This is a genomic window from Pseudoalteromonas shioyasakiensis (assembly GCF_022398475.1).
Lineage (GTDB): Bacteria > Pseudomonadota > Gammaproteobacteria > Enterobacterales > Alteromonadaceae > Pseudoalteromonas.
The window spans coordinates 19,910-44,872 of record NZ_JAKEVM010000012.1; the positions used below are offsets into that span (position 1 = coordinate 19,910).

Here is a 24,963-nt window from a genome sequence, read left to right on the forward strand (position 1 = left end):
GGGCAAATAAGCCCCTTTTTGATATTTATTTGATTAAGTTTGCGGATTAAACCCCAAGTGGCGGTAGAACAAGAATATCTGTTTTAAGTAGCTTCATGACTTTTTCGGCAGTATTACCAATTAAATGACCTTTAATACCCGTATTACCTACCGAACCCATAATCACTAAGTCTGCATTTAATTTAGCTGCAACACTTGGGATCACTTGCTCAACGACACCGGCTTTGATTTTAAGCTTGTCTTTTAAGTCGTGGGCTTCGATTAAGGTACGCTGTGCTACGGGTAGCTTTTCAAAGGCGTTAATTACTTGCTCGTCTGAAAAGACAATGCCTAAATCACGTAAAAACGGCGATACATGTACGGTATAACAAGCGTAAAACTCGCTGTCGTAGTCTTTAGCATAGGCTAAGCCTGCTTTGATAATTGCTTCGTTTAAACAGTATTTAGTCGCCTTTTCGCTGCCTAAATCAAGGGCTGCCAGTACATTGGTATTGTTACGCCACTTGTTATCGGCGGCCAAATAAAGCGGTAGTGGACTAAAGCGAATAAGCTGCCAGTCTAGCTCTGTAAATTGCGTTTCTTCGTCGATGTGGCGAGTTTTAATCACCATTTCATAGTCTGACGTATCAAGCTCATTGGCTAGCCACTGTACTGGGCTTTCATGCCACAGGGTTTGCAAAGTATAGCTACCATCATTTAAATGCTCACTGATAAGTGGACCAAGTGCTGCACGGACTTTAGCGAGCTCTTTGTCTTGAATAGCGAGCGCTTCATCAGGTGGAATAGAGAATAAAATGTTATTGGTGTCTTCGTAGCTAAAAGCAACAATATCAATATGCTTCACGCCTTTGGATTTTTGCTTTGCATGTAATATAGACGTTTTAGCATCGGCTGTAGAGTCGATGATCACCAGTATTTTTTTATTCATTTTTGGCTACTCTGTTGTGTGTCGGGTATCACTGCTTGGGCATTCACCCAATAATGAAACTTCACCTGTTGCGGTTTCTTGTTCCAGTTTTACCTTAAAGCCCCATAGCCTGTAAAGGTGTTTTAACACTTCATCTTTTGATTTAGCTAACGGAATATTGTTATGCGGTACATAACGCAGAGTGAGTGAACGATCTCCTCTAATATCAACATTATAGACTTGAATATTTGGTTCGTGATTACTTAAGTTGTATTGTGCCGACAGGGTTTCACGAACCTGGTGATAGCCCATTTCATCATGGATGGCACCGACATTGAGGGTCGGCTCTTTTTCATGATCAATAATGGTAAACAACTTAAAATCACGAATAATTTTTGGTGATAAAAACTGGCTAATAAAGCTCTCGTCTTTAAAGTTTTGCATTGCAAAGTGCAGGGTTTCTAACCAATCACTGCCGGCATACTCCGGAAACCATTTCTTGTCTTCTTCTGTTGGATTTTCACAAATACGGCGAATATCAACCATCATGTTAAAGCCAAGAGCATAGGGGTTGATCCCTGAATAATAATTGCTGTTATAGGGCGGTTGGTACACCACATTGGTGTGACTTTGTAAAAACTCAAGCATAAAGGCATCGGTGAGCTTACCTTCGTCGTACAGGTGGTTCAAAATGGTGTAATGCCAAAACGTAGCCCAGCCCTCATTCATCACTTGAGTTTGTTTTTGTGGGTAAAAATATTGCGAAATTTTACGCACAATACGAATTATTTCTCGTTGCCATGACTCAAGTAGTGGGGCATTTTTTTCTATGAAGTACAAAATGTTTTCTTGTGGCTCTTCTGGAAAACGACGCTCACGCTTTTTCGACTCTTGCTGCGAAGTAGGGATTGTGCGCCACAACTCGTTGACTTGCGATTGTAGGTAGTCTTCACGTTCTTGTTGGCGTTTTTGTTCTTCAAAAAGTGAAATACGTTGCGGGCGTTTGTAGCGGTCGACACCATAGTTCATTAACGCATGGCATGAATCAATCAGGTTTTCGACCTCTGTAATACCGTATTTCTCTTCGCACTTGGCAATGTAATTTTTGGCAAATAATAAGTAATCGATAATTGAGCTGGCATCAGTCCAGGTTTTAAATAAGTAATTGCCTTTAAAAAAAGAGTTGTGACCATAGCAGGCGTGGGCCATTACCAAGGCTTGCATAGGCAGTGTGTTTTCTTCCATTAAATAGGCAATACACGGGTCTGAGTTAATAACTATTTCATAAGCAAGGCCCATTTGCCCACGTTTATAATTTTGCTCTGTTTGAATGAATTTTTTACCATACGACCAGTGGCTATAGCCAATCGGCATTCCCACACTCGAATAGGCATCCATCATTTGTTCAGCAGTGATCACCTCAATTTGATTTGGGTAGGTATCGAGTTTATAAATTTTCGCTACCCGTTCAATTTCAGTTTGATACTCTGTTAATAGATCAAATGTCCAATCAGGACCGTCGCTAATACGTTTATCGGCCATACTTTACCTCACTGGCAAGGCTATGCGGCGCCTTGCTGCTGACGATTCTTTTTAAATAATTCACGGAAAATAGGGTAAATGTCCTCAACGCCACGAATGTGCTGCATGGCAAAATTGTCGTGGGTTTGCACTATTGATTGATACTCTCGCCATAAACTTTGATGAGCACGAGCGGTAATTTCGATATAGGCGTAATAGCGCACCGCCTTTAACAGCTTATTACGTAAAATTTCGCCACAGTTTGGCGAATCATCAGCCCAGTTATCACCATCAGAGGCTTGCGCTGCGTAAATATTCCACTCTTCAGGGTTATAGCGTTCAGCGATTATTTCGTTCATCAGTTTTAATGCACTAGATACTATGGTGCCACCCGTTTCTTGAGAATAGAAAAACTCTTGCTCATCGACTTCTTTCGCTTGGGTATGATGGCGAATATAGACAACCTCTATATTTTTGTAGCTACGAGTTAAAAATTGATAAAGCAGAATATAAAAGCGTTTTGCCATGTCTTTCGTTGCTTGATCCATCGAGCCAGACACATCCATTAAACAAAACATGACTGCTTTGCTTGTTGGGTGTGGTTGCTTTTCATAATTACGAAAACGTAAGTCGTAATTATCAATAAAAGGCACTGCTTTAATGCGGTTTTGCAACTCCTCAATTTGGCGTTCAAGTAAGGCAATTGCCGCCTTGTCTGGCTGCTGTTCAGCTTGTAGCAGAGCGAGCTGGCCTTCAAGCTCAGCAAGGTGACGTTTTTTGCCTGCAGTCATCGCCACTCTGCGAGCAAGAGAGCCTTGTAATGAGCGAACAATATCAATATTGCTTGGCATGCCGTCGTTACAAAAACCAGCGCGATGGGTTTTCATTTGCACCAGTTTATCGAGCTGGTTTTGTTGCAGGTTAGGCAGCTCAAGATCTTCGAACAATAAGTCTAAGTATTCATCTTTTGAAATAGAGAATACAAAGTCGTCTTGTCCTTCACCAGAGTCACTGGCTTCACCTTCGCCACTACCACCACCTTGACCGCCCCCTTGCGGGCGCTTGATTTTGTCGCCCGTAGAAAACTGGTCATTGCCTGGGTGGATCTGTTCACGGTCGCCACCACGTCCTTGATGAAAAATAGGCTCACTGATATCACGTTGCGGAATAGAGATACTCTCGCCGCTGGTGGTATCGGTTACGCTGCGCTTATTAATGGCATCAGATACCGCTTCTTTAATCTGTTTTTTATAACGCCTGATGAACCGTTGACGATTCAAGGTACTTTTGTTTTTTCCATTCAGGCGTCGGTCAATAAAATGCGCCATAACAACCCCCTTAAAACAAACGTTTTTTACTGCGATTTTCTAACGCGTAAATACCATTCAGAAAGTAAACGTACTTGTTTTTGGGTATAGCCTTTCTCAACCATACGATTGACAAAGTCTTCGTGTTTTTTCTGATCTTCTGCAGAGGTTTTCGCATTGAAGGAAATAACCGGCAGCAGATCTTCGGTATTTGAGAACATTTTCTTCTCAATAACTGTGCGAAGTTTTTCGTAGCTGGTCCAAAGCGGATTCTTGCCTTGGTTGTGGGCACGCGCCCGCAGTACGAAATTAACTATCTCATTACGGAAATCTTTAGGGTTTGAAATACCCGCAGGTTTTTCAATCTTCTCAAGCTCTGCGTTAAGCGCAGCACGGTCAAATAACTGGCCAGTATCTGGGTCGCGGTATTCTTGATCTTGGATCCAGAAATCTGCATAAGTGACGTAGCGGTCAAAGATGTTTTGCCCATATTCTGAGTAAGATTCTAAATAGGCTGTTTGTAACTCTTTCCCGATAAACTCTACATACTGAGGAATAAGGTATCCTTTTAAGTGGCTTAAGTAACGCTCTTCAACATCGGCGGTAAATTGCTCTCGCTCAATTTGCTGTTCAAGAACATAGAATAAGTGCACTGGGTTGGCTGCCACTTCAGTGGTATCGAAGTTAAATACCCGCGATAGGATCTTAAACGCAAAGCGGGTAGAAAGCCCTGTCATGCCCTCATCAACACCCGCGTAATCGCGGTATTCTTGATACGACTTCGCTTTAGGATCGGTGTCTTTTAAGCTTTCGCCGTCATAGACCCGCATTTTTGAATAAATACTTGAGTTTTCTGGCTCTTTAATACGCGAAAGAGTGGTAAATTGTGCCAGTGTTTTTAATGTCCCCGGTGCACAAGGGGCATCATGTAATTCACTGTTTTCGAGTAGTTTATTGTAAATTTTAACTTCTTCAGATACACGTAAACAATAAGGCACTTTGACGATGTAAACACGGTCTAAAAATGCTTCATTGTTTTTGTTGTTCTTAAATGTTTGCCACTCAGATTCATTTGAGTGAGCTAAAATCATGCCATTGAACGGCAGGGCACTAATGCCTTCTGTGCCGTTGTAATTGCCTTCTTGCGTTGCTGTAAGCAGTGGGTGTAGCACCTTGATTGGCGCTTTAAACATTTCCACAAATTCCATTAAGCCTTGGTTTGCTAAACAAAGTGCACCTGAGTAGGCATACGCATCAGGGTCGTTCTGTGCAAAGTGCTCAAGCTGGCGAATATCTACCTTACCAACTAACGCTGAAATGTCTTGATTGTTTTCATCGCCGGGCTCAGTTTTCGCAATCGCAACTTGATTTAAAATAGATGGGAAGCGCTTAACCACTCTAAATTGGCTAATATCACCATTAAATTCACTTAAGCGTTTTGCGGCCCACGGTGACATCACTGTTTTTAAATAACGCGGTTTAATGCCGTATTCTTTTTCTAAAAGCTCTGCGTCTTCATTTGGGTCAAATAAGGCTAAAGGGTGGTCGTTAACAGGCGAGCCTTTGATTGAGTAAATAGGTACCTGCTGCATTAAGTATTTTAGCTTTTCAGCAATGGATGATTTACCGCCACCTACTGGGCCAAGTAAATACAGTACTTGCTTACATTCTTCTAAGCCTTGCGCAGCATGTTTTAAATAAGAGACGATTTGCTCAATGGCATCTTCCATACCATAAAAATCGTGAAATGCAGGGTAGCGTGCGACTACGCGATTAGAAAACAGCCTGCTTAAGCGCGCATCGGTTGAAGTGTCGATAATCTCCGGCTCACCGATGGCCATTAATAGTCGCTCAGGTGCGCTGGCATAAGCTGATTTATCCTTCTTACAGATCTCGAGAAATTCCTCAATACTGTATTCTTCTTCTTGCGTTGCTTCGTATCGTGATTGGTAATGCTCAAAAATACTCATAGAGACCTCCGAAAACCCGCTAAAATGACGTGTAATTAGATTAAGAGAAAAGCAAAGGCTAATTAAAGCTTAGTCACGATTTTGAATTTTTGCGCAAGAAAATTAAGAATTTAATTGAAAAAAGCTCATCTTGATTACGCTTTTTGGCTTAGGGCTTGGCTGCGACTTAGAAGGGGCGTGCACTGGCAATAAAAAAGACGCCGAAGCGTCTTTTTTTGATTACTGCTAGTAACAGAAGATTAAGCGAAGTTAGCGTTCGCGAAGTCCCAGTTAACTAATGCCCAGAAACCTTTTAGGTAATCTGGACGAACGTTACGGTAATCGATGTAGTAAGCGTGTTCCCAAAGATCCACTGTTAGGATTGGAGTAACACCTTCATCAGTTAAAGGCGTTGCAGCATTTGATGTGTTAACGATATCAAGTGTGCCGTCAGCTAGTTTAACTAACCAAGTCCAGCTTGAACCGAAGTTGTTTACTGCTTTGTCGTTTAACGCTTCTTTGAATGCGTCGAAAGAACCCCATTTAGCGTTGATCGCGTCAGCGATTGCGCCTGTAGGCTCGCCACCGCCGTTTGGAGATAGGCTGTTCCAGTAGAACGTGTGGTTCCAGATTTGTGCAGCATTGTTAAATACGCCACCTTCTGAAGAACATACGATTTCTTCTAGAGATTTGTTTTCGAATTCTGTGCCTGGGATCAGACCGTTTAATTTCACAACGTAAGTGTTGTGGTGTTTACCGTGGTGAAACTCTAGAGTCTCTTTTGAAATATGTGGCTCTAATGCATCGATTGCGTATGGTAGTGACGGTAGTTCAAATGCCATTTTTTATCTCCATCTTCTTGGTTGATAGTCCACTCAGTTATAGGTAATAGCAAGGTAAACAGCGTACTTCCCTATACCAAGTGGTATTATAGTGTTACTATAATTGTTGAGTATTTTACTCAAGTTTTAGCAAACAGCAATGCTATTGCTAAAGACTATTTAAAATTGTGGCTACGAATGCCGATTTTAAGTTATATATCTGAGGCCACAGTGAAACTTTTTCAAGGCCAATGTAGTAAGCCAATGTCTTTTTTGAGGTTGTAAATGGAAACCATCGATAAAATTAAACAGCAAATTTCTGAAAATCCTATCCTTCTTTACATGAAAGGATCACCAAAGTTACCTAACTGTGGTTTTTCTTCACAAGCATCACAAGCACTTATGGCGTGTGGTGAGCAGTTTGCTTACGTTGACATTCTACTTAACCCAGATATCCGTGCAGAGTTACCTGCATACGCAAACTGGCCAACATTCCCACAGTTATGGGTAGAAGGCGAGCTTATTGGTGGTTGTGACATTATCATCGAAATGTTTCAACGTGGTGAATTACAGCCACTAATCACTGAAACAGCTGCAAAGTACAAAGAAAAAGACGCTGAATAATTATATTTAGTGTAGAAAGAAGCCGCTAAATGCGGCTTTTTTTATATCAAATTTATCAAGCTGGCAGCAAAACATGGACGCTTAATCCACCTTGCTCGCGGTTATGCAAGCTAATTTGCCCGTGGTGCGCTTCAACTATTTCTCTGCAAAGTGCTAACCCTAGGCCACTGCCTGTTGCTTTGGTTGAGTAAAAGGGGATTAGTGCGTTAGCCATTACAGCTTCACTCATGCCTTTGCCTTTATCGCTCACTGTGATGTGTGTGCCACTTGCTTCTTGTAGAACTGTTAAGCTGACATCTCCGGGGTTTGAACCCGATTCATAGGCATTTTTTAATAAGTTTATAAGTAATTGTTCGAGCTGAGTGTGATCAGCGTCAGTTGTCACTCGCTCATCAAGTGATACTTCAACCTGCCACTGACTTTTTAATTGCTCAACCAGCGTCGGCCAGTTAATCGTTGATAGTTGAGGGGTGGGTAACTTGGCAAATTTACCATAGCCTTGCACAAACTCATTAAGGTGTTTTATGCGGTCTTCAATGGTGGTAAATACCCGTTTTAAACGTGGTTCATCGACTTCTTTCGTTAATAGTTGCGCGCTATGAAGCATCGACGACATTGGCCCTAGGGAGTTGTTAAGCTCATGGCTAATAATACGAATAACTTTTTTCCATACTTCTACTTCTTGGCGGCTTAGTTCACGGGTCAGTTGTTTAAAAACATAAAGTTGATGAAACTGATTATTAAGTAATAATCGGCCTGTTGCCATATGCCAAGTTTGTGATTCTTGATCTGCTTTGTCGAGGGTAAATAAACCATCAACGCCTTTGTGAATCGCACGCGTTAATTGCTCGCAGCTTGAATCTAATAAGTTCTCTAGCTTGGCGCCTTCAAGGGCTGATTTAGCATCAAGTAAGCTGCGGGCACTGTGGTTGCTATAAACAATAAAGCCTTGGTCGTTAGTCAAAAGCACAGCTTGTGGGGAGCTTTGCAGTACTTTGTCGAGCATCAACTCACGCTGATAAATCCATTGTTTTTCTTGGCGAAGCTGTTTTGCAGTTTGGTTATAAAGCCGGCATAAATCACCTAGCTCATCACTGCCATCATAGGCTAATAATGTAGCCAGCTCACCATCTTTAAAATTAAGCAGCCCGGTTTCCAGCGAGTTCATGCCATCAATGAGCGGAGCTGATAATTGCGCGGCAAAAAATCCGCTTATCAAGGTGCAAGCGAGTAGGGCTAATAGGCTGTAAAGCAAGCTTATGCCCGCAAAATAACAAACCAATATAAGCGGCAATGCAGAAGCAGCAATACACAAAGTTATGATTTTATATCGAAACGAAAAACGCATTAGTATTCAATCTTAAATTTATCAAGCCTGCGATAAAGCGCTTGGCGGCTTAAGCCAAAATGGCGAGCCACTTTAGCAATCACACCTTTGTACTCGCGCATGGCAAGTTCAATCTCTTGTTTGTTAGGCTCTGCTCTTGTTTGTGTTGGGCTGTTTGTTTCAACTTGTAAGCCAAAATCAGCAAGCTCAATCACCCCTGTGGGTTTTAAAACTGCAGCACGTTTACAGGCATTTTCAAGCTCACGAACATTACCCGGCCAGCTATGGGCGAGCAGGGCTTTTTCTGTACTTAGTGACAGTGTGCGCTCAGGTAAAAAGTGTGCGACCAAAGCTAAAATATCATCTGGGCGATGGGCAAGGCTTGGTAAATTTAACTCAATTACATTTAAGCGGTAGTAAAGGTCTTCACGAAATTGACCTGTTTTAATTGCATGGCTTAAATCTTCATTGGTTGCTGAAATCACCCGCACATTCACTTTACGTGTTTGTGTTGAGCCTAAACGTTCAAATTCACCAGTTTGTAAAATGCGTAATAATTTCATTTGCCCAGAAAGTGGTAAGTTACCAATTTCGTCTAAAAATAGGGTGCCACCATCGGCCGCTTCAAAACGACCAATACGCTGTTTAGTAATACCTGTATAGGCGCCCGCTTCTGCACCAAATAATTCAGCCTCAATAAGCTCGCTTGGTAAAGCACCGGCATTAACAGTGATAAAGGGTTTATCTGCTAATAATGAATTGGCCTGTATTATTTGCGCAATGCGCTCTTTACCACTGCCGTTAGGGCCTGTGATCAGCACTGAAATATCTGATTTAGCAACTTGAATCGCAAGATTAACAATGTGCTCCATAGCGGTACTTTTATAAACCAAGCCTACTAAATTTGCTTGTTGTACAGATGCGTCACGTTCTTGCTGGTGGCGGGTAAAGGTTTCGTTTTGCTGTTTTGCTTTACCCAGTTCGATTAGGTTATTTACACAAGTAAGTAGCTTTGCATCGTCCCATGGTTTTGGTAAATAATCAGCAGCCCCTGCTTTGACAAGTTCAACGGCAGTAGAAAGCTCTGTCCATGCGGTGATCAAAATAATCGGTAGGTGAGGATTAATGTCTCGTAAGGCATAAAAAAGTTCTTTGCCTTCTTCGCCTGAAGTGGTGTCGGCGGTAAAGTTCATGTCTTGAATAACAAGCGCTATGCGTTGGTATTGTACGGCTTGAATTGCCTCAAACGGGTTACTTGCTGTAACAACATCAAAACCGTGAATTTCGAGTAATAACGACAAAGCATCCAAAATGGCTGGGTTATCGTCGACGATCAGTATTTTTTCCATATTATTGTTTTAGTTATTTTCCTAATAAGGGTGCAAGATGAATGCTACACTGTAAATCCAGTGTAGCATAGGTTGGGAGAACTAAATTGTTCGAGTTGCAATGCTCGGTGAGATATTCGCAGCCCGTTTTGCAGGGGCAAGTACCGCTAATAAACTCATAACAAACACTGCCAGCGCAGTAGCAAGTACGTAGCTAATATCAAGCTGAGCAATTGAAAAGTGCTGCATGAGCAACTGGCCTAAATACACGGCAGCAATCACACCAATCACTAAACCAACTATACATATCATGGCGTTTTCAACTAAAAAGTAGCTGATGATGGCCGATTTTCTGGCCCCTAAAGCGCGGCGAGTACCTATTTGTTTAGTACGCTTGCTAATATTGAACAGCGTTAGGCCGAAAATACCCAGGGCCGTCACCAACACTAAAATAGTAATAAGTACAATCAGCATGCGCATCATTAATGTATCTTCAGCCATGTATGACTCTTTATCGTCATCTAAGCCACGAATGCGAGAAATAACACGTTTGTTGTAGTTTTTCAGCATGGCTTCTTCAACACGGTTCATGACCGATTGACGTTGACCAGGCTCTGTTCTAACCACAAAGCGTGCATTTGTACCAGGTTTAATAAAAGGCAGCAGTGCTACGTTATCTGGGCGGCTGTCTTTAAGCCATGGGCCCTTCATAAGATCAATTACACCAATTATTTTCATTGGAATATCACCAAAATAGACTGTTTGCCCTAAACCATTGCCGTCAGGGAACAGCTCATCGAGTAGAGTTTTAGTGACAACGGTTACTTTTGAAAGCTCATCATAGTTATCGGTGACGATCACTTCGTCTTCGGTATAGTTACGCCCAGCAATGAGTTTAACGCCATAGGTATTGATACCATGCTCATCGATAAACATGTATGAAGTACGGGCTGATTTACTCTCTTCAGGTGCTGGTTTTAAGCTAAAATCTGACGAAGAACCACTGCCCGAAAGCGGTGTGTTACTCGAATAAGCAGCATCGACTACCCCAGGTATTTGACGAAGCATGGCTTCATCAAGCTCATATTGCTGAGACGGTGACACATCTTTGCCAAACATCATGACATTAAAGACGAAAATGTCTTGTTCAGGGTAGCCGGTTTCTTGGCTTAAATAGCTAACTCTGTCTTGGATAATAAACGCCGCATTACTAACAATGGCAGTGGTGATGGCAATTTGGATCAGTAATAAAATGGCGCCAACTTTTGAGCGGCATAAGGCGTGAAAGATAGGTTTAATTTCTAACATAGGTGTCTTCCTTATTGGCTCTTAAGATAAATAGCAGGGTTGGTTTTACATACCAGCCAAGCAGGGTATAGACCCGCTATCACACAGGTGCTAATTGCAATCACCGGTGCGCTAAGTAGCATGGTTAAGTCCATTGTTGCTAAGCTTTGGTAGTAGCTATAGCTTTGACGTACGCCTAACAAACCTACTTGCGCCAATATAATACCCAAGATGCCACCTAAGAAACCTAACATGGCTACCTCAACAATATGTTGAAAGAATATTTGACGTTTACTGGCACCTAATGCACGGCGCACACCGACTTCAGGAGCACGGCGTAAGAATTTCGCTAGTAATAAACCTAAAATGTTGGCAAGGCATACCGCTAAAAACATAAAGCTAAGGCCAACCAGAATTTCGTTGTCTTCGCTAACGACATTGTTGTACTGCATCCACTCATTTACATCGCGTAAGGTGGCAGTTAATTTTTCACGGTTAAAACGACCTAGCTTTTGTTGCTCTTGCATATAGGCCATTAAAAAGTCTTGGTAAGCTTGCTTTTCTGCAGGAGTTTTTAGTTCAACCCAAAATTGTAACCACACCATTTCTGAATTGAGTTTATCGTTAAAGGTATTGGTTTTTTCGTGCTTCCAACCATTAGTATTACCCCAGTTTTCAAGCTCTCGGGCTTTCATTAGGCTAAATGGTAAAAATAGTTGCTCGGTCTTATTAAATGCACCGTTGTTCAGATCATAATATTTGGTGGTGATATCCCAATCATCAATCACGCCAATAACTTCGTAGCTGGCATCATCAAGGTACACCATTTTGCCTACTGGGTTTTCACCAGCAAAGAGCTTGTCGTTTAATTCTTTATTGATCACTACAACAGGTGCTGCGTCGGCTTCTTGTTGCGCGCTCCAAACCCCACCGTAGATAAAGGATAGGTTAAACATCTCGAAAAAATCAGGCGTGGTTAGGCGTGCTTGACCAATAAATGGTTTTACTTTGTCTGAGTCTAAATAAACCGAAAAACCCGTTCTAACCATAGTGACACGTTTACCACCTGCTTTGGCCTGATTAAGGTTAACGGCATCTTGATAGGTTAATTGCAGTGGCATATTATCGACTGTCCACCACGTACGGCCTTCATCCATGGTTTGTAACTGAACAGAATAAAGGTCACTACTTTTTTCAGGAATAGGGTCTGCCGACATCATGTGATACACAGATAAACTTGTCATGGTAACGCCAATACCAATGGCTATGGCCAATACCATTAAAAAGCTCACAAGTGGCGTGCGCTTAAAGCTGCGCCAGCTTAAATCTAAATAATGAAGGAACATGGTTACACTCCAGCCGCTTTAAGGTTTTGAGTGCCTTGATACAAGGTGAAGTCAGCTAGTTGGCCATCAACAACTTGGATGTTACGTGGTGCTCTGCGGGCAAGCTCTGGATCATGGGTAACCATGATGATAGTTGCGCCATCACGGTTGATTTGCTCAAGTAGCTCCATCACTTGACGGGCCATTAAACTATCTAAATTACCAGTTGGCTCATCGGCAAGTAAAAAACGCGGTTCACCAGCAAGGGCTCTGGCAATGGCCACACGTTGTTGTTGGCCACCAGAAAGTTGTTGCGGTAAGTGCTTAGCGCGTGATGCTAAACCAACTTGCTCTAGGCATTGCTCAATACGGCGCTTACGCTCGGCGGCCTTAATACCACGATAACGCAGTGGTACTTCAATATTTTCATAGAGGTTCAAATCTGGAATTAGGTTGAATCCTTGGAAAATAAAACCAATTTTTTGATTACGAAGATCTGCACGCTGGTTGTCGTTGAGCTTACCCACATCAATACCGTCTAACATGTATTGGCCTTCGCTAAATGGTTCTAACATACCGGCGATGTTTAAAAATGTGGTTTTACCTGAGCCACTTGGGCCCGTTACGGCAATAAATTCACCTTCTTCAACTTGTAGATTAAAGTCGCGAAGGGCATGCGTTTGTACCATATCTGTTTGATACACTTTGCTGATGTTGTTCATTGTAAGCATGTTGATTATTCCTTTTATTTGTTAGCGTAAAACCAGTGTGGGTGCTTTTTTATAGCGATCGTAGTTTGAGATAATTAATTTATCGCCAGGCTCTACACCTTCAATTATCTCGACAGCATTGATACTGCTTGCACCGGTTTTTATATCGATTAAATAAGCCATGTCACCATCAACTTTATAAGCATAGGTGCCACCTTGTTGTAAGAATGCGCCGCGTTTCACTTGCAATACATCGTCGCGATTCTCTAGTAAAATACGTGCGGTTAAGCGTTGGTTTTGGCGAATGCCAGAAATCTCATTGTCAAAGCGTACGCGGGTTGTGACCTCGCGATTATTTACTTCAGGTGATATAGCCGATAGCGTGCCTGTGACATGACGAGCACCTAAAGTAAGCTCAACTTGCATACCAAGACCCAGCTCATTGGCGTAGCTTTCTGGTACTTGCAGTTCTGCTTCAAAGTTACTTAAATCGACCAATGTCATTAATGGTTGGCTTTGTGTGACCGCTTCTTTTTGTTGCACTAATAAGTTACCCACAATGCCGCTTACACTGGCAGTGATAGTAAGCTCATTTACTTGTCTGAGTAAGTCATCCACAATTAGTTGTTGACGTGCCAGATCACGCTCTGCTGCTTTTAGCTCAAATGCGAGGGTATCTTTAGCTAAGCTGACTTCTTGCTCGGCGTGCTTATATGAAAGCTTGGCACGGGCTAAGTCATCAACCGCTTTTTCTAAATCTATTTGGCTAATTAAATGTTTTTCGATTGAGATTTTAGCTCGGCGGTTCTCTCTATCTGCGGCATTGAGTTCAACTTGCGCTAAATCGAGCGCTTTAGTTAGGCTTAGTTTTTGTCTACGCGCTTCAAGTTGCTTGCGCTGTAATTCGCCTTCTAATCGCGCTAATACTGATTGTTGTTGTTTTAGCTCGTTGGTTAGCTCAGGGCTGGTTACGGTTGCGATCACTTCATTTACTTCAACGCTGTCACCGGCTTTTACTTTCAAATCGACAAAGCCGCGTTCAGGGCTGTAAACCTTTGGCGCATTAGCTGCAACGATTTTACCGCTTGCTGCCACATCTCTGGTGAGTGTCTTTTGGCTTACTTCACTAATTTGTAGGCTTGCTGCATCAACCGAAATGCTGCCATCGTTACTGGCAAACAATGCTTGAAAGCCGAGCGCACCAACAAGTATTACACCTGCAGCTATTATAAGTGGCTTTTTAATGGTGTTTTTCTTAGCCACGGTAATATCTTGGGCACTGGTATCCTTAATCATCATAACTCCTTACGATTCTCAAAACACACAATCATGAAGCCAACGGCAAGCATGGTAAGTGGAGAAGCCATAAACAAACTGATAGTGAACATTTTGAAATCCTCAATTTCGCTGATGTCTTATCTATACCAGTAGCGTGCCAATTTTTAATTTTTTGATTTTTAATGGTTTTATGTTTAATCAGTGAATTGATGCCTGTCCGCGGACAGAAAAAGTGTCCGCAGCGGACACTTTTAGATTGCTGATTGTTGACGCAAGGGTAAAGAAACTCGGTCATTGCGACTAAGGTAGTCTGCTCAGATACATAGTTTGTAACTATGCTAAAGCCAAGAGTAAATAATGATGCAGTTAGGCTAAGCGAGACCCCGTAAAAAACTGCATTGATATTCATATTGTGAATAATTATTCAAAATAAAGCGCAGTTTACGTTAACGTAAAGTGGCGAGTTTTTAGATTGTTTTTTTACAAGTTGTTAAATTTGACACCAGTGTCATAAAAAAATAACGGGTAAAATGCGACTAAATGTAAAAAAATAGCATAGAATTTAAAAAGTGCTTTAAGTGAGAAATATTCATGAATATGAATATGTATTCAAAACTCTATTGACTCATGAGGTATTTGGCGATAGTTTTGTTCGTCTGCTAGCACTGTCACAAAAGACTGAACCGCTAGTCGTTGTAGCAAGGGGAGGGGTCTATGTTATACGACTCAAAATTAGAAAAAGATAATTGTGGCTTTGGCTTAATAGCCCAGGTCAATGGTCAGGCGAGTCACCGCTTGATTCGAACAGCAATCACTGGCTTAGATCGCATGGAACACCGTGGTGGTATTTCTGCTGATGGTAAAACAGGTGATGGCTGTGGTTTATTAATGCAAAAACCTGATAGCTTCTTTCGTGCTATTGCCAGCGAACATGATTGGCATCTAGGAAAGAACTACGCCGTTGGCATGGTATTTTTAAATGCTGATCCTGTACTTGCGCAAACAGCTAAAGATGTGTTGAGTGAAGAACTCGAAAAAGAAACCTTGAGCATTCAAGGCTGGCGTGTAGTACCTACCGATGCATCATGTTTAGGGCCAATTGCAAAAAAACAACTACCCGGCTTTGAACAAATTTTTGTAAGCGCACCAGAAGGCTGGCGTCCAAAAGATTTAGAACGTCGTTTATATGTAGCGCGTCGTCGTGCTGAAAAGCGCCTCGTAAATGATGAACATTTTTATATTGCCAGCTTATCTGGTTTAGTTACTGTCTATAAAGGCTTAATGATGCCTGTAGACTTACCTAACTTTTATTTAGACCTAGCTGACATTCGCATGACCAGTGCGATTTGTGTATTTCACCAACGTTTCTCTACTAATACACAACCTCGTTGGCCACTGGCGCAACCATTCCGCTATTTAGCGCATAATGGTGAAATTAATACGATTCAAGGTAACCGCCAATGGGCTCGTGCCCGTGCGTATAAGTTTGCCTCACCACTTATTCCTGATTTGCAATCAGCAGCACCATTCGTTAACGAAAGCGGCTCAGACTCTTCTAGCTTAGATAATATGCTTGAGTTGTTCTTAGCCGGTGGCATGGATTTATTCCGTGCAATGCGTATGCTTGTGCCGCCAGCTTGGCAAAAAAACCGTGCTATGGATGATGACCTACGTGCATTCTACGACTTTAACTCAATGCATATGGAACCATGGGATGGCCCAGCTGGTATTGTAATGTCTGACGGTCGTTTTGCCGCTTGTAACCTTGACCGTAACGGTTTACGCCCTGCGCGCTATGTCATCACTCAAGATGGTTTTATTACCCTTGCCTCAGAAGTAGGTATTTGGGACTACGCGCCAGACGAAGTGGTTGAGAAAGGCCGTGTTGGCCCTGGTGAGTTATTAGTTATTGATACTCATCAAGGTAAAATTTGGCATTCAGATGAGATTGACCAAGATCTTAAGTCACGCCATCCATATAAAGCATGGCTTGAAGCTAACGTTAAGCGTTTAACGCCATTTGAACAGTTATCTGAAAAAGATGCGGGTAACCGTTCATTTGATGACGAAACACTGCTTAAGTATCAAAAAATGTTTGGCTACACCAACGAAGAGCTTGATAGCGTTATTCGTGTAATGGGTGAAAATGGTCAAGAAGCAACGGGTTCAATGGGTGATGACACACCATTTGCGGTACTGTCAGAAGGTCATCGTTCACTGTTCGATTACTTCCGACAAAAATTTGCGCAAGTAACTAATCCACCGATTGACCCACTTCGTGAAAATCACGTTATGTCACTGGCAACTTGTATTGGTAGTGAGCAAAACGTATTTAACGAAACAACCGGCCACGCTAAGCGTTTACAGTTTGAGACGCCGATTTTGATGTACGCTGATATGCAACAGCTGATCAATGCTGACGATGAGCATTACAGCTACTGTAAAATTGATATCACTTACACGTTGGAAGAAGGCTTAGAAAACGCAATCACACGTATTTGTGATGAAGCACAAGAAAAAGCAGCGTCAGGCTGTGTCATGCTTATTTTAAGTGACCGTAACTTTAGCGAAACGTATTTACCGATCCCGGCTGCGATGGCGGTTGGTTCAATTCAAAAGCGTTTAGTCGATAATAACTTACGTTGTGAATCTAATATCATCATCGAATCGGGCAGTGTCCGTGATGCGCATCAATTTGCGGTATTACTTGGTTTTGGTGCAACGGCAATTTATCCGTACCTTGCTTATGAATCATTAGTTGCAATGAGCGACAAAAAGACCCTGAACAAGAGCTATTGCGAAGTAACGCTTGCTTATCGTAATGCAATTAATAAGGGTCTGTATAAAATCATGTCGAAAATGGGTATCAGTACTGTCGCTTCGTACCGCTGCTCAATGTTATTTGAGGCAGTTGGATTATCAGATGCGGTTGTAGAAACCTGTTTTAACGGTGTAGCTAGTCGTATTAAAGGGGCGTGTTTCACTGATTTTGATGATGACCAACGTAAACTTCATAAGTTGGCATTTAGTAAACGTAAGTTATTAAGCCATGGTGGCTTACTAAAATATGTTCACGGTGGTGAGTACCATGCTTATAACCCAGATGTAATTCAAACACTACAAAAAGCAGTGCGCTCTGGGGATTATAAAGACTACTTGGCATATGCTGATTTAGTAAATAACCGCCCGATCACCAATTTACGTGACATGCTGGCGGTTAAAATTCCTGATACGGGTGTGAGTGTTGACGACGTAGAGCCTGCAACTGAGCTGTACAAACGTTTTGACTCAGCCGCAATGAGTATTGGTGCATTATCGCCAGAAGCGCATGAAGCACTCGCGATTGCAATGAACCGCTTAGGTGGTTGTTCAAACTCTGGTGAAGGTGGTGAAGACAAACTTCGCTACGGTACAGAGAAAAACTCACGTATTAAGCAAGTTGCTTCGGGCCGTTTTGGTGTTACACCACATTACTTACGCAGCGCTGATGTCATTCAGATTAAAGTGGCGCAAGGTGCAAAACCAGGTGAGGGTGGTCAATTACCGGGTGAAAAAGTAACGCCTTACATTGCAAAATTACGTTATTCAGTGCCAGGTGTGACCTTGATTTCGCCTCCGCCGCATCACGATATTTACTCGATTGAAGATTTAGCCCAGCTTATTTTCGATTTAAAACAAGTAAACCCAGATGCACTGATCTCGGTGAAACTCGTTTCTGAGCCGGGTGTAGGTACTATCGCAACAGGCGTAGCTAAAGCCTATGCAGATTTAATTACCATTGCTGGTTATGACGGTGGCACAGGTGCAAGCCCGCTTACTTCTGTTAAGTATGCAGGTAGCCCTTGGGAGCTTGGTCTTGCTGAAACCCAGCAAGCGTTGGTAGAAAATGGTTTACGTCACCGTATTCGCCTACAAACAGATGGTGGTCTGAAAACTGGCTTAGATATTATTAAGGCGGCTATTTTAGGTGCTGAAAGCTTTGGCTTTGGTACGGGCCCTATGGTGGCACTAGGTTGTAAATACTTACGTATTTGTCACTTAAATAACTGTGCGACCGGTGTTGCAACGCAAGACGATACGCTGCGCCAAAAGCATTATCATGGCCTGCCAGAAATGGCGATGAACTACTTCAAGTTTATAGCCGAAGAAGCACGCCAAATTATGGCAAGTTTAGGTGTAACTCGTTTAACAGATTTAATTGGTCGCTTGGACTTACTTGAAGCAATTGAAGGCAACACAGAGAAACAAAAGAAAGTAGATCTGTCGTCTGTTATTTCAGTACCAAACAATCCAACGGGTGAAACCTTGTATTGTAGTGTGCCTAATAGCTCGCACTACTTAGGCCAGCTAAATGAAACCTTGCTTGAAAAAGCCAAGCAAGCAATTGACGAAAAATCGGGTATCTCACTGGTTAACCGTATTTGCAATACTGATCGCTCAGTGGGCGCTATGTTGTCTGGCTATATCGCCTCTAAACATGGTAACCAAGGTATGGCTGCTGATCCTGTCTCTATTGAGCTTCATGGTACAGCGGGTCAATCATTTGGTGTGTGGAATGCGGGTGGCCTTGAAATGACACTTGTTGGTGATGCCAATGACTATGTTGGTAAAGGCATGGCTGGCGGTAAGCTAGTAATTCGCCCACCGCTGGGTTCATCGTTCGAAAGCCACAAAGCAACTATTGCCGGCAATACCTGTTTATATGGTGCAACGGGCGGTAAATTATTTGCTGCAGGCTGTGCTGGTGAGCGCTTTGCAGTGCGTAACTCAGGCGTGCAAGCGGTTGTAGAAGGTGTTGGTGACAACGGCTGTGAATACATGACAGGTGGTGTGGTTTGCGTACTTGGCAAAGTAGGTATCAACTTTGGTGCAGGTATGACAGGTGGTTTTGCTTATATTCTTGATGAAGGCAATGACTTTGAAAAACGCATTAACCCTGAGCTTGTTGAAATTGTTACGCTTGAAGGGTTGGCGTCACACCAAGAACATTTACGCGGACTCATTGCTGAGCATTTAGAGCTTACAGGCTCAAACCGCGCTGAGCAGATTTTAGCTAACTTCGATTTATATATGCCAATGTTTAAATTAGTTAAGCCAAAATCTAGTGATGTAAAAAGTTTACTCGGACACCGAGCGCGCAGCAGCGCAGAGCTTCGTGTTCAGGCTCAGTAAGGGGGTAGTATGAGCGAAAATGTATACCAGTTTATCGATGTACAACGTGTTGATCCGCGTAAAAAGCCAATTTCAGCACGTAAACAATCTTTCGTAGAAATCTACGAGCCGTTTTCTGAGACACAAGTTAACTCACAGGCGGATCGCTGTTTAGATTGTGGTAACCCGTACTGTGAATGGAAATGCCCAGTACATAACTATATTCCACAATGGTTAAAGCTCATTCGTACTGGCCGTATTTTAGAAGCGGCAGAGCTGTCTCACCGTACAAACAGCTTACCAGAGGTGTGTGGACGAGTTTGTCCACAAGATCGCTTGTGTGAAGGCTCGTGCACACTTGAAGAAGAGTTTGGTGCTGTCACTATCGGTAATATCGAAAAGTACATCACTGATACGGCATTTAAGATGGGCTGGAAACCAGATATGTCGTATGTGGTTTGGTCTGACAAAAAAGTGGCTATCATTGGTGCAGGCCCAGCTGGTTTAGGTTGTGCGGATATTTTAGTTCGTAACGGTGTTAAGCCTGTGGTGTTTGACCGTCACCCAGAAATCGGTGGTCTTCTTACGTTTGGTATTCCTTCATTCAAACTTGAAAAAGAAGTAATGCAAAAGCGTCGTGAAATTTTCACTGAAATGGGTGTCGAGTTTCAGCTAAACACTGAAGTTGGCGTTGATATTACGCTTGATGAAATCTTAGCAGAATATGATGCCGTATTCTTAGGTGTTGGTACTTATCAAAGTATGCGTGCAGGCCTTGAAAACGAAGATGCTGATGGTGTGTTTGATGCACTGCCGTTCTTAATTGGTAACACAAACCGAGTAATGGGCTATGCAGAAGATAAGCAAACTTATATCGATATGGCGAACGAAAAAGTCGTCGTGTTAGGCGGTGGTGATACAGCAATGGACTGTGTGAGAACCTCTATTCGACAAGGTGCTGCAAAAGTAACCTGTGCTTATCGTCGTGACGAAGAAAACATGCCAGGCTCAAAACGCGAAGTTAAAAATGCCCGTGAAGAGGGCGTAGAATTTACCTTTAACGTTCAACCTAAAGGCATTGTGGTTGACGAGCAAGGGAAAGTTGCTGGCGTTAAGATGGTGAAAACGCAACTTGGTGAGCCGGACGAAAATGGTCGTCGTCGTGCTGAAGAAGTAGCTGATTCTGAGCATGTTATTGAAGCAACCAAAGTGCTCATGGCGTTTGGTTTTAAACCTCATAAAATGGATTGGTTAGAACCGTACGGTGTTGAAATCAATCATTGGGGTGGTATCAATGCACCAGAAAAAGGTGAGTTTACTCACCAAACAACTAACCCGAAAATCTTTGCTGGTGGCGATATTGTCCGCGGCTCAGATTTAGTGGTAACGGCTATTTTCGAAGGCCGAAATGCCGCTGAAGGGATTATGGATTACTTAGACGTTTAATTCTAAAGCGCCATTCAACATTTTTAAAAGCAAGCTGCCTAGCTTGCTTTTTTATTGCCTAGTTTTATACCAATCCGCAATAATACTTAATCATTTAGAGGGATTAAACCTGTCGCTATCTGCGTTAAAAATATCTGATTTAGAACAACTAAATAACGAAATTTTTGCCTTGCTATCAACGAGGTTTTATTGCCTCAAAATAGATCACTTAATTAAGCGAAATGGTATTAGCTGTTTTGAGAATCAAATCAAGATTCAGAAAAATAATGAAAAAATAACGCTTATTACCTACAATCTACGAATGAATTTTACAGTTAAATAGAAAAAATTCATTATTTCGTACTAGCTCCATATTTGCTCCATATTGTTGCGTTTTAATGTTTATCAGAGGCAGAAGCCCATCTGAATATTTGATGCTAACAACATGGATAAAAAGAAAATGTTTTGCGAACACACAAATAACGAGCAGTTAAGCTTTTTTCAGCCAAGTTCAAAATCTGAAAATGATTTACTCAATGAGGTCATGAATAGTGAAGACCTGCACGATATTCTGACTATGGTTTTACTAGATGAAACCTTATCAGACGCCCTTAAAGCGATGGTGAAGCAACAACTAAAAACAATAAAAAAAATATAAAACGGAAATAAAAATGCCGCAGATATTAGTCGTTGAAGACGACTTAGATATTGCAGAACAAGTGCTGTTGTTCTTCAATGCATCTGGCTTTACTACTCACCACATCACTGATGGCAGTGCTGTGGTGTCGTGGGTTAAAGAAAATAGTCCAGATGCAATAATTCTAGATGTAATGTTACCCAATTTAGATGGCGTGGAGTGCATGAAGCAGATCCGCGATTTTTCTATGGTGCCTATTATTATGGTAACCGCTAAAGTCGAAGAGGCTGATAGGTTAAAAGGGTTAGAACATGGTGCTGATGACTATGTCTGTAAACCTTTTAGCGGTGCAGAGCTAGTGATGCGTGTTAAAGCTATTTTAAGGCGCTGCGCGCCGGTATCTAATAGCAATGAAACTGTTGAAACGCCAGCTACTATTTGTTTAAACGAAGATGCGCTTGAAGTTGAGATTAAAGGCGTGTCTTTGGGTTTAACTAAAGTGGAATTTGACGTATTTAAGCTTTTGTATAAAGCCCCTAAGCGCGTTTTTTCAAGACAGCAGATACTTGATCATATCCAACCCAATAACTTTGATATTACCGACCGCGTAATCGACAGTCATATCAAAAATATTCGTAAAAAACTAAAGAATTTACAGTTCTCTCCTAAGATAGTCGCTTCCGTTTACGGTGCAGGCTATCGCTATGATGAACGTCAAATCAATTGATTTGGCGTTCATCGCTTTCATATCAGTTACACAAAGTACGTTCACCTTTTCGAATAGAATGGCTGAACACATACACTGATAATTCTCTTGCTTGAATATCTTGCCAAATGCGTTTGCTAGGACTAGGGCACAACGCATAATGTAAATATTGACTTAACGCCTCACCTTCAAGGGCTATCGCGGTAGGTGTTTGTACATAGACCTGAATCGCATTAGTTGAGTACTTTATTTGATTTAAGCGCCACTGGCCCATTAAGAATTGCTTTGCAAAGAACTGGGAGATACGTTGTTTAGCTGCTTCAGATAGTGGAGGGTACTCTATTGGCTTTTCGTAGCTTGCATAATAGAGCCCTGCACTTAACAGTATGCTGGCAAGGGCCGCGTAAATTGGCAGTGGCGACTTTTTGGCTTTTTTAACTTTGCTTTGGTGGTGTTTACGCTCAACAGATTTTGCCCATTGAGCGTGCTTTAATGACTCTGACATGGTTCCATTCCACTGTAGTTTATAGTGCTATTTAAGCAATAAAATGTGGTGGAAAAATGGAGAGACTTATTTATTGCCTAAAGGCAGTAATATTCTGATACATAAGCCACCTGACTTACCTGGTAATGCGTTAATAGTACCTGACATCAATTCGACAAAACTCTGGCAAATTGACAGTCCTAAACCAGACCCCCCCGATGCGCGGCTACGAGACTCTTCAACACGATATAAACGGTCAAAGAGTTTACCTATATGAGCTTTACCGACACCCGGAGAAGTATCATCGACTTGAATAAACAGCTCTTGCTTGTTGGTCCGAACTTTAAGGCGGACATGGCCTGGCGTGTCTGTGTATAGACACGCATTAGTAAAAATATTGTTGAGGATTTGGTCTAGTTTTTGTTTATCTACCGTGACCTCAACATCATTAGCAATAACAATGTCAGCAAAAAATGTGAGCTGATGACTACAAACATAACGGCGCATGTCTTGCTCATATTCAGCAAAAATTTGCGCGGCATTATATTGTTTAAGGTTCAATGTCAGGGTTTTGTTTTCAGCTTGAGATAACTGGTACACATCTGAAATTAAGTTATTAAGTTGCGCTATCTTGCCATTAATTTTGCTGTAGGCGAGATCGCGGTTTTCCTGAATATCGAGCTCAAGCGCTTCTATATGCAGTTTCAATACACTCAGTGGAGTGCGTAATTCATGAGAGATATCAGCAAGCATTTTGTCTTTTTCAATTAAGTTATATTGATAAAGCTTGGCTTTAAATAACGCTTTTCGATGCTTGAAGTAATAGAGTACTAACGCAAGGGTACTAAACAACAAAACAATACCAGCAGATAACAACCAAATTTGTTTTTCTAGTCGCTGGTTATTCATTTGTGCAGTTGCGAGTTTGTTTTTTTGAATTTCATCATCAATACGTTGCTGTTGCTCGATTGCTGTTAATTGCTTTTTATTCTTTTCCACGGCTTTATTTAAATGCTCTTCAAATAAAGACTCGGCCAGTTTATTTTCAAGCTTTAGCTGCTCAGCAGCTAGCTTGTAATCACCGATAAGTTCAGCATAAATTGCGGTATAGCCGTGCTGTTTTTGATTCAATAAGCGGTTATCAATATCAGTTAACAACTCTTTTGTTCGACTTAAATAGAGACCAATTAGCTCAGAGTTTTTAAGTGCTAAATGTAATTCAACTAAGTTAAAGTAAGAGTAAATTTTACTTAAAGCCGAGCCAGATTTAAGCGCTGCGTTAAGCCCAGACTCAGCACTACTCAATGCCATATGCTGGTTGCCTATTTTCAAATACAATTGCATCAACGTATGCTTCGCCGTCGCCATATTCTCATAGGCATTGACGTCGGCTAATCGTGTATAGGCGGTATTTAATAAGGGAAGAGCCTGCTCTAAATCGCCTCGTTTATACACCAGCTTGGCTAGCTGTAAGCTGGTATCTGCAATATTCATTTGGTTTTTGGTTTTAATATCAAACTCGAGTGCTTTTTTATAGAAGTACTCAGATTGCGAGAGGTCATCAAGCCTGTGAGCAAGGTTTGCTAAGTTATAAAAATTAGTGGCAACTAGTTCATAATTATCGCTGTTTTCCAATAACGCTTGTGCTTTTACTTGATGATGCATTGATTGTTCAAGATCATTAAGCGTGTCGTATAGTGAACCCAAATTGCTATGGCTTTGTGCTTGTAGGTTTTTTTCTTCAAGCTCATTTGCAAGTGCTAAGGCTGCCATATAATGATTTTTTGCTTCTATTGTTTTTACTTGGCGACGGTAGTTGATCCCTAGCTCTTTTTGAATGTGGTATTGGTCTTTTTTACTCAAACTAGCAAGCTTTTGTAATGGCGATAGCAGTTCTATCGCCTCGTTATAATGACCTTGTTTACGTAAAAGAGGCGCTTGTGCCATAGCAATTTCGGTGGTCGATGTAGCGGTATTACTATCTTTGTATTGCTCAAGAATAGTGAGTGCTTCACTGAGCTTGCCTTGGTTCTCAAGGTCAGTGACTTGATTTAATAGAGAGCTGGGCAGTGAGGTTGCTACACACGAAAAAGACAGTAAACACGTAGCGATAAGTAAAGAGTATTTCATTTGTGGTTAGAATAAGCTTAATGTGTTCTTATACTAACCAGCAATT

The 24,963-nt window shown here is 41.8% G+C and carries 18 protein-coding genes; 5 read left to right on the forward strand and 13 right to left on the reverse strand.

The window, feature by feature from the left end; translation table 11 throughout:
• Positions 1-46: 46 nt before the first annotated feature.
• The 5 genes from L1D51_RS04230 to L1D51_RS04250 form a co-directional block, all read right to left on the reverse strand.
• Positions 47-928, reverse strand: a complete 882-nt coding sequence (locus L1D51_RS04230; protein WP_055196816.1) for a universal stress protein — start codon at positions 926-928, stop codon at positions 47-49.
• Positions 929-934: 6 nt separating this feature from the next.
• On the reverse strand, positions 935-2,449 hold the full coding sequence (locus L1D51_RS04235) for a SpoVR family protein (protein ID WP_054561728.1): 1,515 nt from the start codon (positions 2,447-2,449) through the stop codon (positions 935-937).
• A gap of 20 nt (positions 2,450-2,469) precedes the next feature.
• Entirely contained in the window at positions 2,470-3,756 is a 1,287-nt protein-coding gene (locus L1D51_RS04240) for a YeaH/YhbH family protein (protein ID WP_054561727.1), read from the reverse strand.
• A 26-nt stretch (positions 3,757-3,782) separates the two neighbouring features.
• Positions 3,783-5,705, reverse strand: coding sequence for a PrkA family serine protein kinase (locus L1D51_RS04245; protein WP_239962788.1), 1,923 nt, complete (start codon positions 5,703-5,705; stop codon positions 3,783-3,785).
• 239 nt (positions 5,706-5,944) lie between these two features.
• A complete protein-coding gene (locus L1D51_RS04250; RefSeq protein WP_054551537.1) occupies positions 5,945-6,526 on the reverse strand; it encodes a superoxide dismutase in 582 nt (193 codons plus the stop codon).
• 264 nt (positions 6,527-6,790) lie between these two features.
• Between L1D51_RS04250 and L1D51_RS04255 the strand changes: the two genes are divergently transcribed.
• On the forward strand, positions 6,791-7,129 hold the full coding sequence (locus L1D51_RS04255) for a Grx4 family monothiol glutaredoxin (protein ID WP_054551536.1): 339 nt from the start codon (positions 6,791-6,793) through the stop codon (positions 7,127-7,129).
• 55 nt (positions 7,130-7,184) lie between these two features.
• Here the strand turns inward: L1D51_RS04255 and L1D51_RS04260 are convergent, their stop codons facing one another.
• The 6 genes from L1D51_RS04260 to L1D51_RS04285 form a co-directional block, all read right to left on the reverse strand.
• Positions 7,185-8,477 carry a sensor histidine kinase gene (locus L1D51_RS04260; RefSeq protein ID WP_239962790.1) on the reverse strand — a complete coding sequence of 431 codons (1,293 nt, stop codon included), beginning with the start codon at positions 8,475-8,477 and terminating at the stop codon, positions 7,185-7,187.
• The gene (locus L1D51_RS04265; RefSeq protein WP_209326473.1) at positions 8,477-9,805 is read right to left on the reverse strand and encodes a sigma-54-dependent transcriptional regulator; all 1,329 of its coding nucleotides are present in this window, start codon (positions 9,803-9,805) and stop codon (positions 8,477-8,479) included. The genes L1D51_RS04260 and L1D51_RS04265 overlap by 1 nt, the downstream gene beginning before the upstream one ends.
• Positions 9,806-9,886: 81 nt before the next feature.
• On the reverse strand, positions 9,887-11,092 hold the full coding sequence (locus L1D51_RS04270; protein WP_063527443.1) for an ABC transporter permease: 1,206 nt from the start codon (positions 11,090-11,092) through the stop codon (positions 9,887-9,889).
• Positions 11,093-11,103: 11 nt separating this feature from the next.
• On the reverse strand, positions 11,104-12,417 hold the full coding sequence (locus L1D51_RS04275; protein ID WP_054561720.1) for an ABC transporter permease: 1,314 nt from the start codon (positions 12,415-12,417) through the stop codon (positions 11,104-11,106).
• A 2-nt stretch (positions 12,418-12,419) separates the two neighbouring features.
• On the reverse strand, positions 12,420-13,127 hold the full coding sequence (locus L1D51_RS04280) for an ABC transporter ATP-binding protein (protein ID WP_054551528.1): 708 nt from the start codon (positions 13,125-13,127) through the stop codon (positions 12,420-12,422).
• A gap of 21 nt (positions 13,128-13,148) precedes the next feature.
• On the reverse strand, positions 13,149-14,402 hold the full coding sequence (locus L1D51_RS04285; protein WP_239962814.1) for an efflux RND transporter periplasmic adaptor subunit: 1,254 nt from the start codon (positions 14,400-14,402) through the stop codon (positions 13,149-13,151).
• A 696-nt stretch (positions 14,403-15,098) separates the two neighbouring features.
• Between L1D51_RS04285 and gltB the strand changes: the two genes are divergently transcribed.
• From gltB to L1D51_RS04305, 4 genes are all read left to right on the forward strand, one after another.
• The gene (gene gltB / locus L1D51_RS04290) at positions 15,099-19,556 is read left to right on the forward strand and encodes a glutamate synthase large subunit (RefSeq protein WP_239962792.1); all 4,458 of its coding nucleotides are present in this window, start codon (positions 15,099-15,101) and stop codon (positions 19,554-19,556) included.
• 9 nt (positions 19,557-19,565) lie between these two features.
• On the forward strand, positions 19,566-20,981 hold the full coding sequence (locus tag L1D51_RS04295; RefSeq protein WP_054561717.1) for an FAD-dependent oxidoreductase: 1,416 nt from the start codon (positions 19,566-19,568) through the stop codon (positions 20,979-20,981).
• Positions 20,982-21,405: 424 nt separating this feature from the next.
• Complete coding sequence (locus L1D51_RS04300; protein WP_235575464.1) at positions 21,406-21,618, forward strand: hypothetical protein; 213 nt, start codon at positions 21,406-21,408, stop codon at positions 21,616-21,618.
• 13 nt (positions 21,619-21,631) lie between these two features.
• A complete protein-coding gene (locus tag L1D51_RS04305) occupies positions 21,632-22,324 on the forward strand; it encodes a response regulator (protein ID WP_239962794.1) in 693 nt (230 codons plus the stop codon).
• A 22-nt stretch (positions 22,325-22,346) separates the two neighbouring features.
• Here the strand turns inward: L1D51_RS04305 and L1D51_RS04310 are convergent, their stop codons facing one another.
• Both L1D51_RS04310 and L1D51_RS04315 read right to left on the reverse strand, forming a co-directional pair.
• A complete protein-coding gene (locus L1D51_RS04310; protein ID WP_239962796.1) occupies positions 22,347-22,808 on the reverse strand; it encodes a hypothetical protein in 462 nt (153 codons plus the stop codon).
• Between the two features lie 66 nt (positions 22,809-22,874).
• Positions 22,875-24,917 carry an ATP-binding protein gene (locus tag L1D51_RS04315; protein WP_239962798.1) on the reverse strand — a complete coding sequence of 681 codons (2,043 nt, stop codon included), beginning with the start codon at positions 24,915-24,917 and terminating at the stop codon, positions 22,875-22,877.
• Between the last annotated feature and the right edge of the window lie 46 nt (positions 24,918-24,963).

Excerpts from the sequence above, each read along its gene's own strand:
- L1D51_RS04230 (WP_055196816.1), bottom strand. The coding sequence starts at position 928 with ATGAATAAAAAAATACTGGTGATCATCGACTCTACAGCCGATGCTAAA.
- L1D51_RS04235 (WP_054561728.1), bottom strand. The coding sequence starts at position 2,449 with ATGGCCGATAAACGTATTAGCGACGGTCCTGATTGGACATTTGATCTA.
- L1D51_RS04240 (WP_054561727.1), bottom strand. The coding sequence starts at position 3,756 with ATGGCGCATTTTATTGACCGACGCCTGAATGGAAAAAACAAAAGTACC.
- L1D51_RS04245 (WP_239962788.1), bottom strand. The coding sequence starts at position 5,705 with ATGAGTATTTTTGAGCATTACCAATCACGATACGAAGCAACGCAAGAA.
- L1D51_RS04250 (WP_054551537.1), bottom strand. The coding sequence starts at position 6,526 with ATGGCATTTGAACTACCGTCACTACCATACGCAATCGATGCATTAGAG.
- L1D51_RS04255 (WP_054551536.1), top strand. The coding sequence starts at position 6,791 with ATGGAAACCATCGATAAAATTAAACAGCAAATTTCTGAAAATCCTATC.
- L1D51_RS04260 (WP_239962790.1), bottom strand. The coding sequence starts at position 8,477 with ATGCGTTTTTCGTTTCGATATAAAATCATAACTTTGTGTATTGCTGCT.
- L1D51_RS04265 (WP_209326473.1), bottom strand. The coding sequence starts at position 9,805 with ATGGAAAAAATACTGATCGTCGACGATAACCCAGCCATTTTGGATGCT.
- L1D51_RS04270 (WP_063527443.1), bottom strand. The coding sequence starts at position 11,092 with ATGTTAGAAATTAAACCTATCTTTCACGCCTTATGCCGCTCAAAAGTT.
- L1D51_RS04275 (WP_054561720.1), bottom strand. The coding sequence starts at position 12,417 with ATGTTCCTTCATTATTTAGATTTAAGCTGGCGCAGCTTTAAGCGCACG.
- L1D51_RS04280 (WP_054551528.1), bottom strand. The coding sequence starts at position 13,127 with ATGCTTACAATGAACAACATCAGCAAAGTGTATCAAACAGATATGGTA.
- L1D51_RS04285 (WP_239962814.1), bottom strand. The coding sequence starts at position 14,402 with ATGATTAAGGATACCAGTGCCCAAGATATTACCGTGGCTAAGAAAAAC.
- gltB (WP_239962792.1), top strand. The coding sequence starts at position 15,099 with ATGTTATACGACTCAAAATTAGAAAAAGATAATTGTGGCTTTGGCTTA.
- L1D51_RS04295 (WP_054561717.1), top strand. The coding sequence starts at position 19,566 with ATGAGCGAAAATGTATACCAGTTTATCGATGTACAACGTGTTGATCCG.
- L1D51_RS04300 (WP_235575464.1), top strand. The coding sequence starts at position 21,406 with ATGGATAAAAAGAAAATGTTTTGCGAACACACAAATAACGAGCAGTTA.
- L1D51_RS04305 (WP_239962794.1), top strand. The coding sequence starts at position 21,632 with ATGCCGCAGATATTAGTCGTTGAAGACGACTTAGATATTGCAGAACAA.
- L1D51_RS04310 (WP_239962796.1), bottom strand. The coding sequence starts at position 22,808 with ATGTCAGAGTCATTAAAGCACGCTCAATGGGCAAAATCTGTTGAGCGT.
- L1D51_RS04315 (WP_239962798.1), bottom strand. The coding sequence starts at position 24,917 with ATGAAATACTCTTTACTTATCGCTACGTGTTTACTGTCTTTTTCGTGT.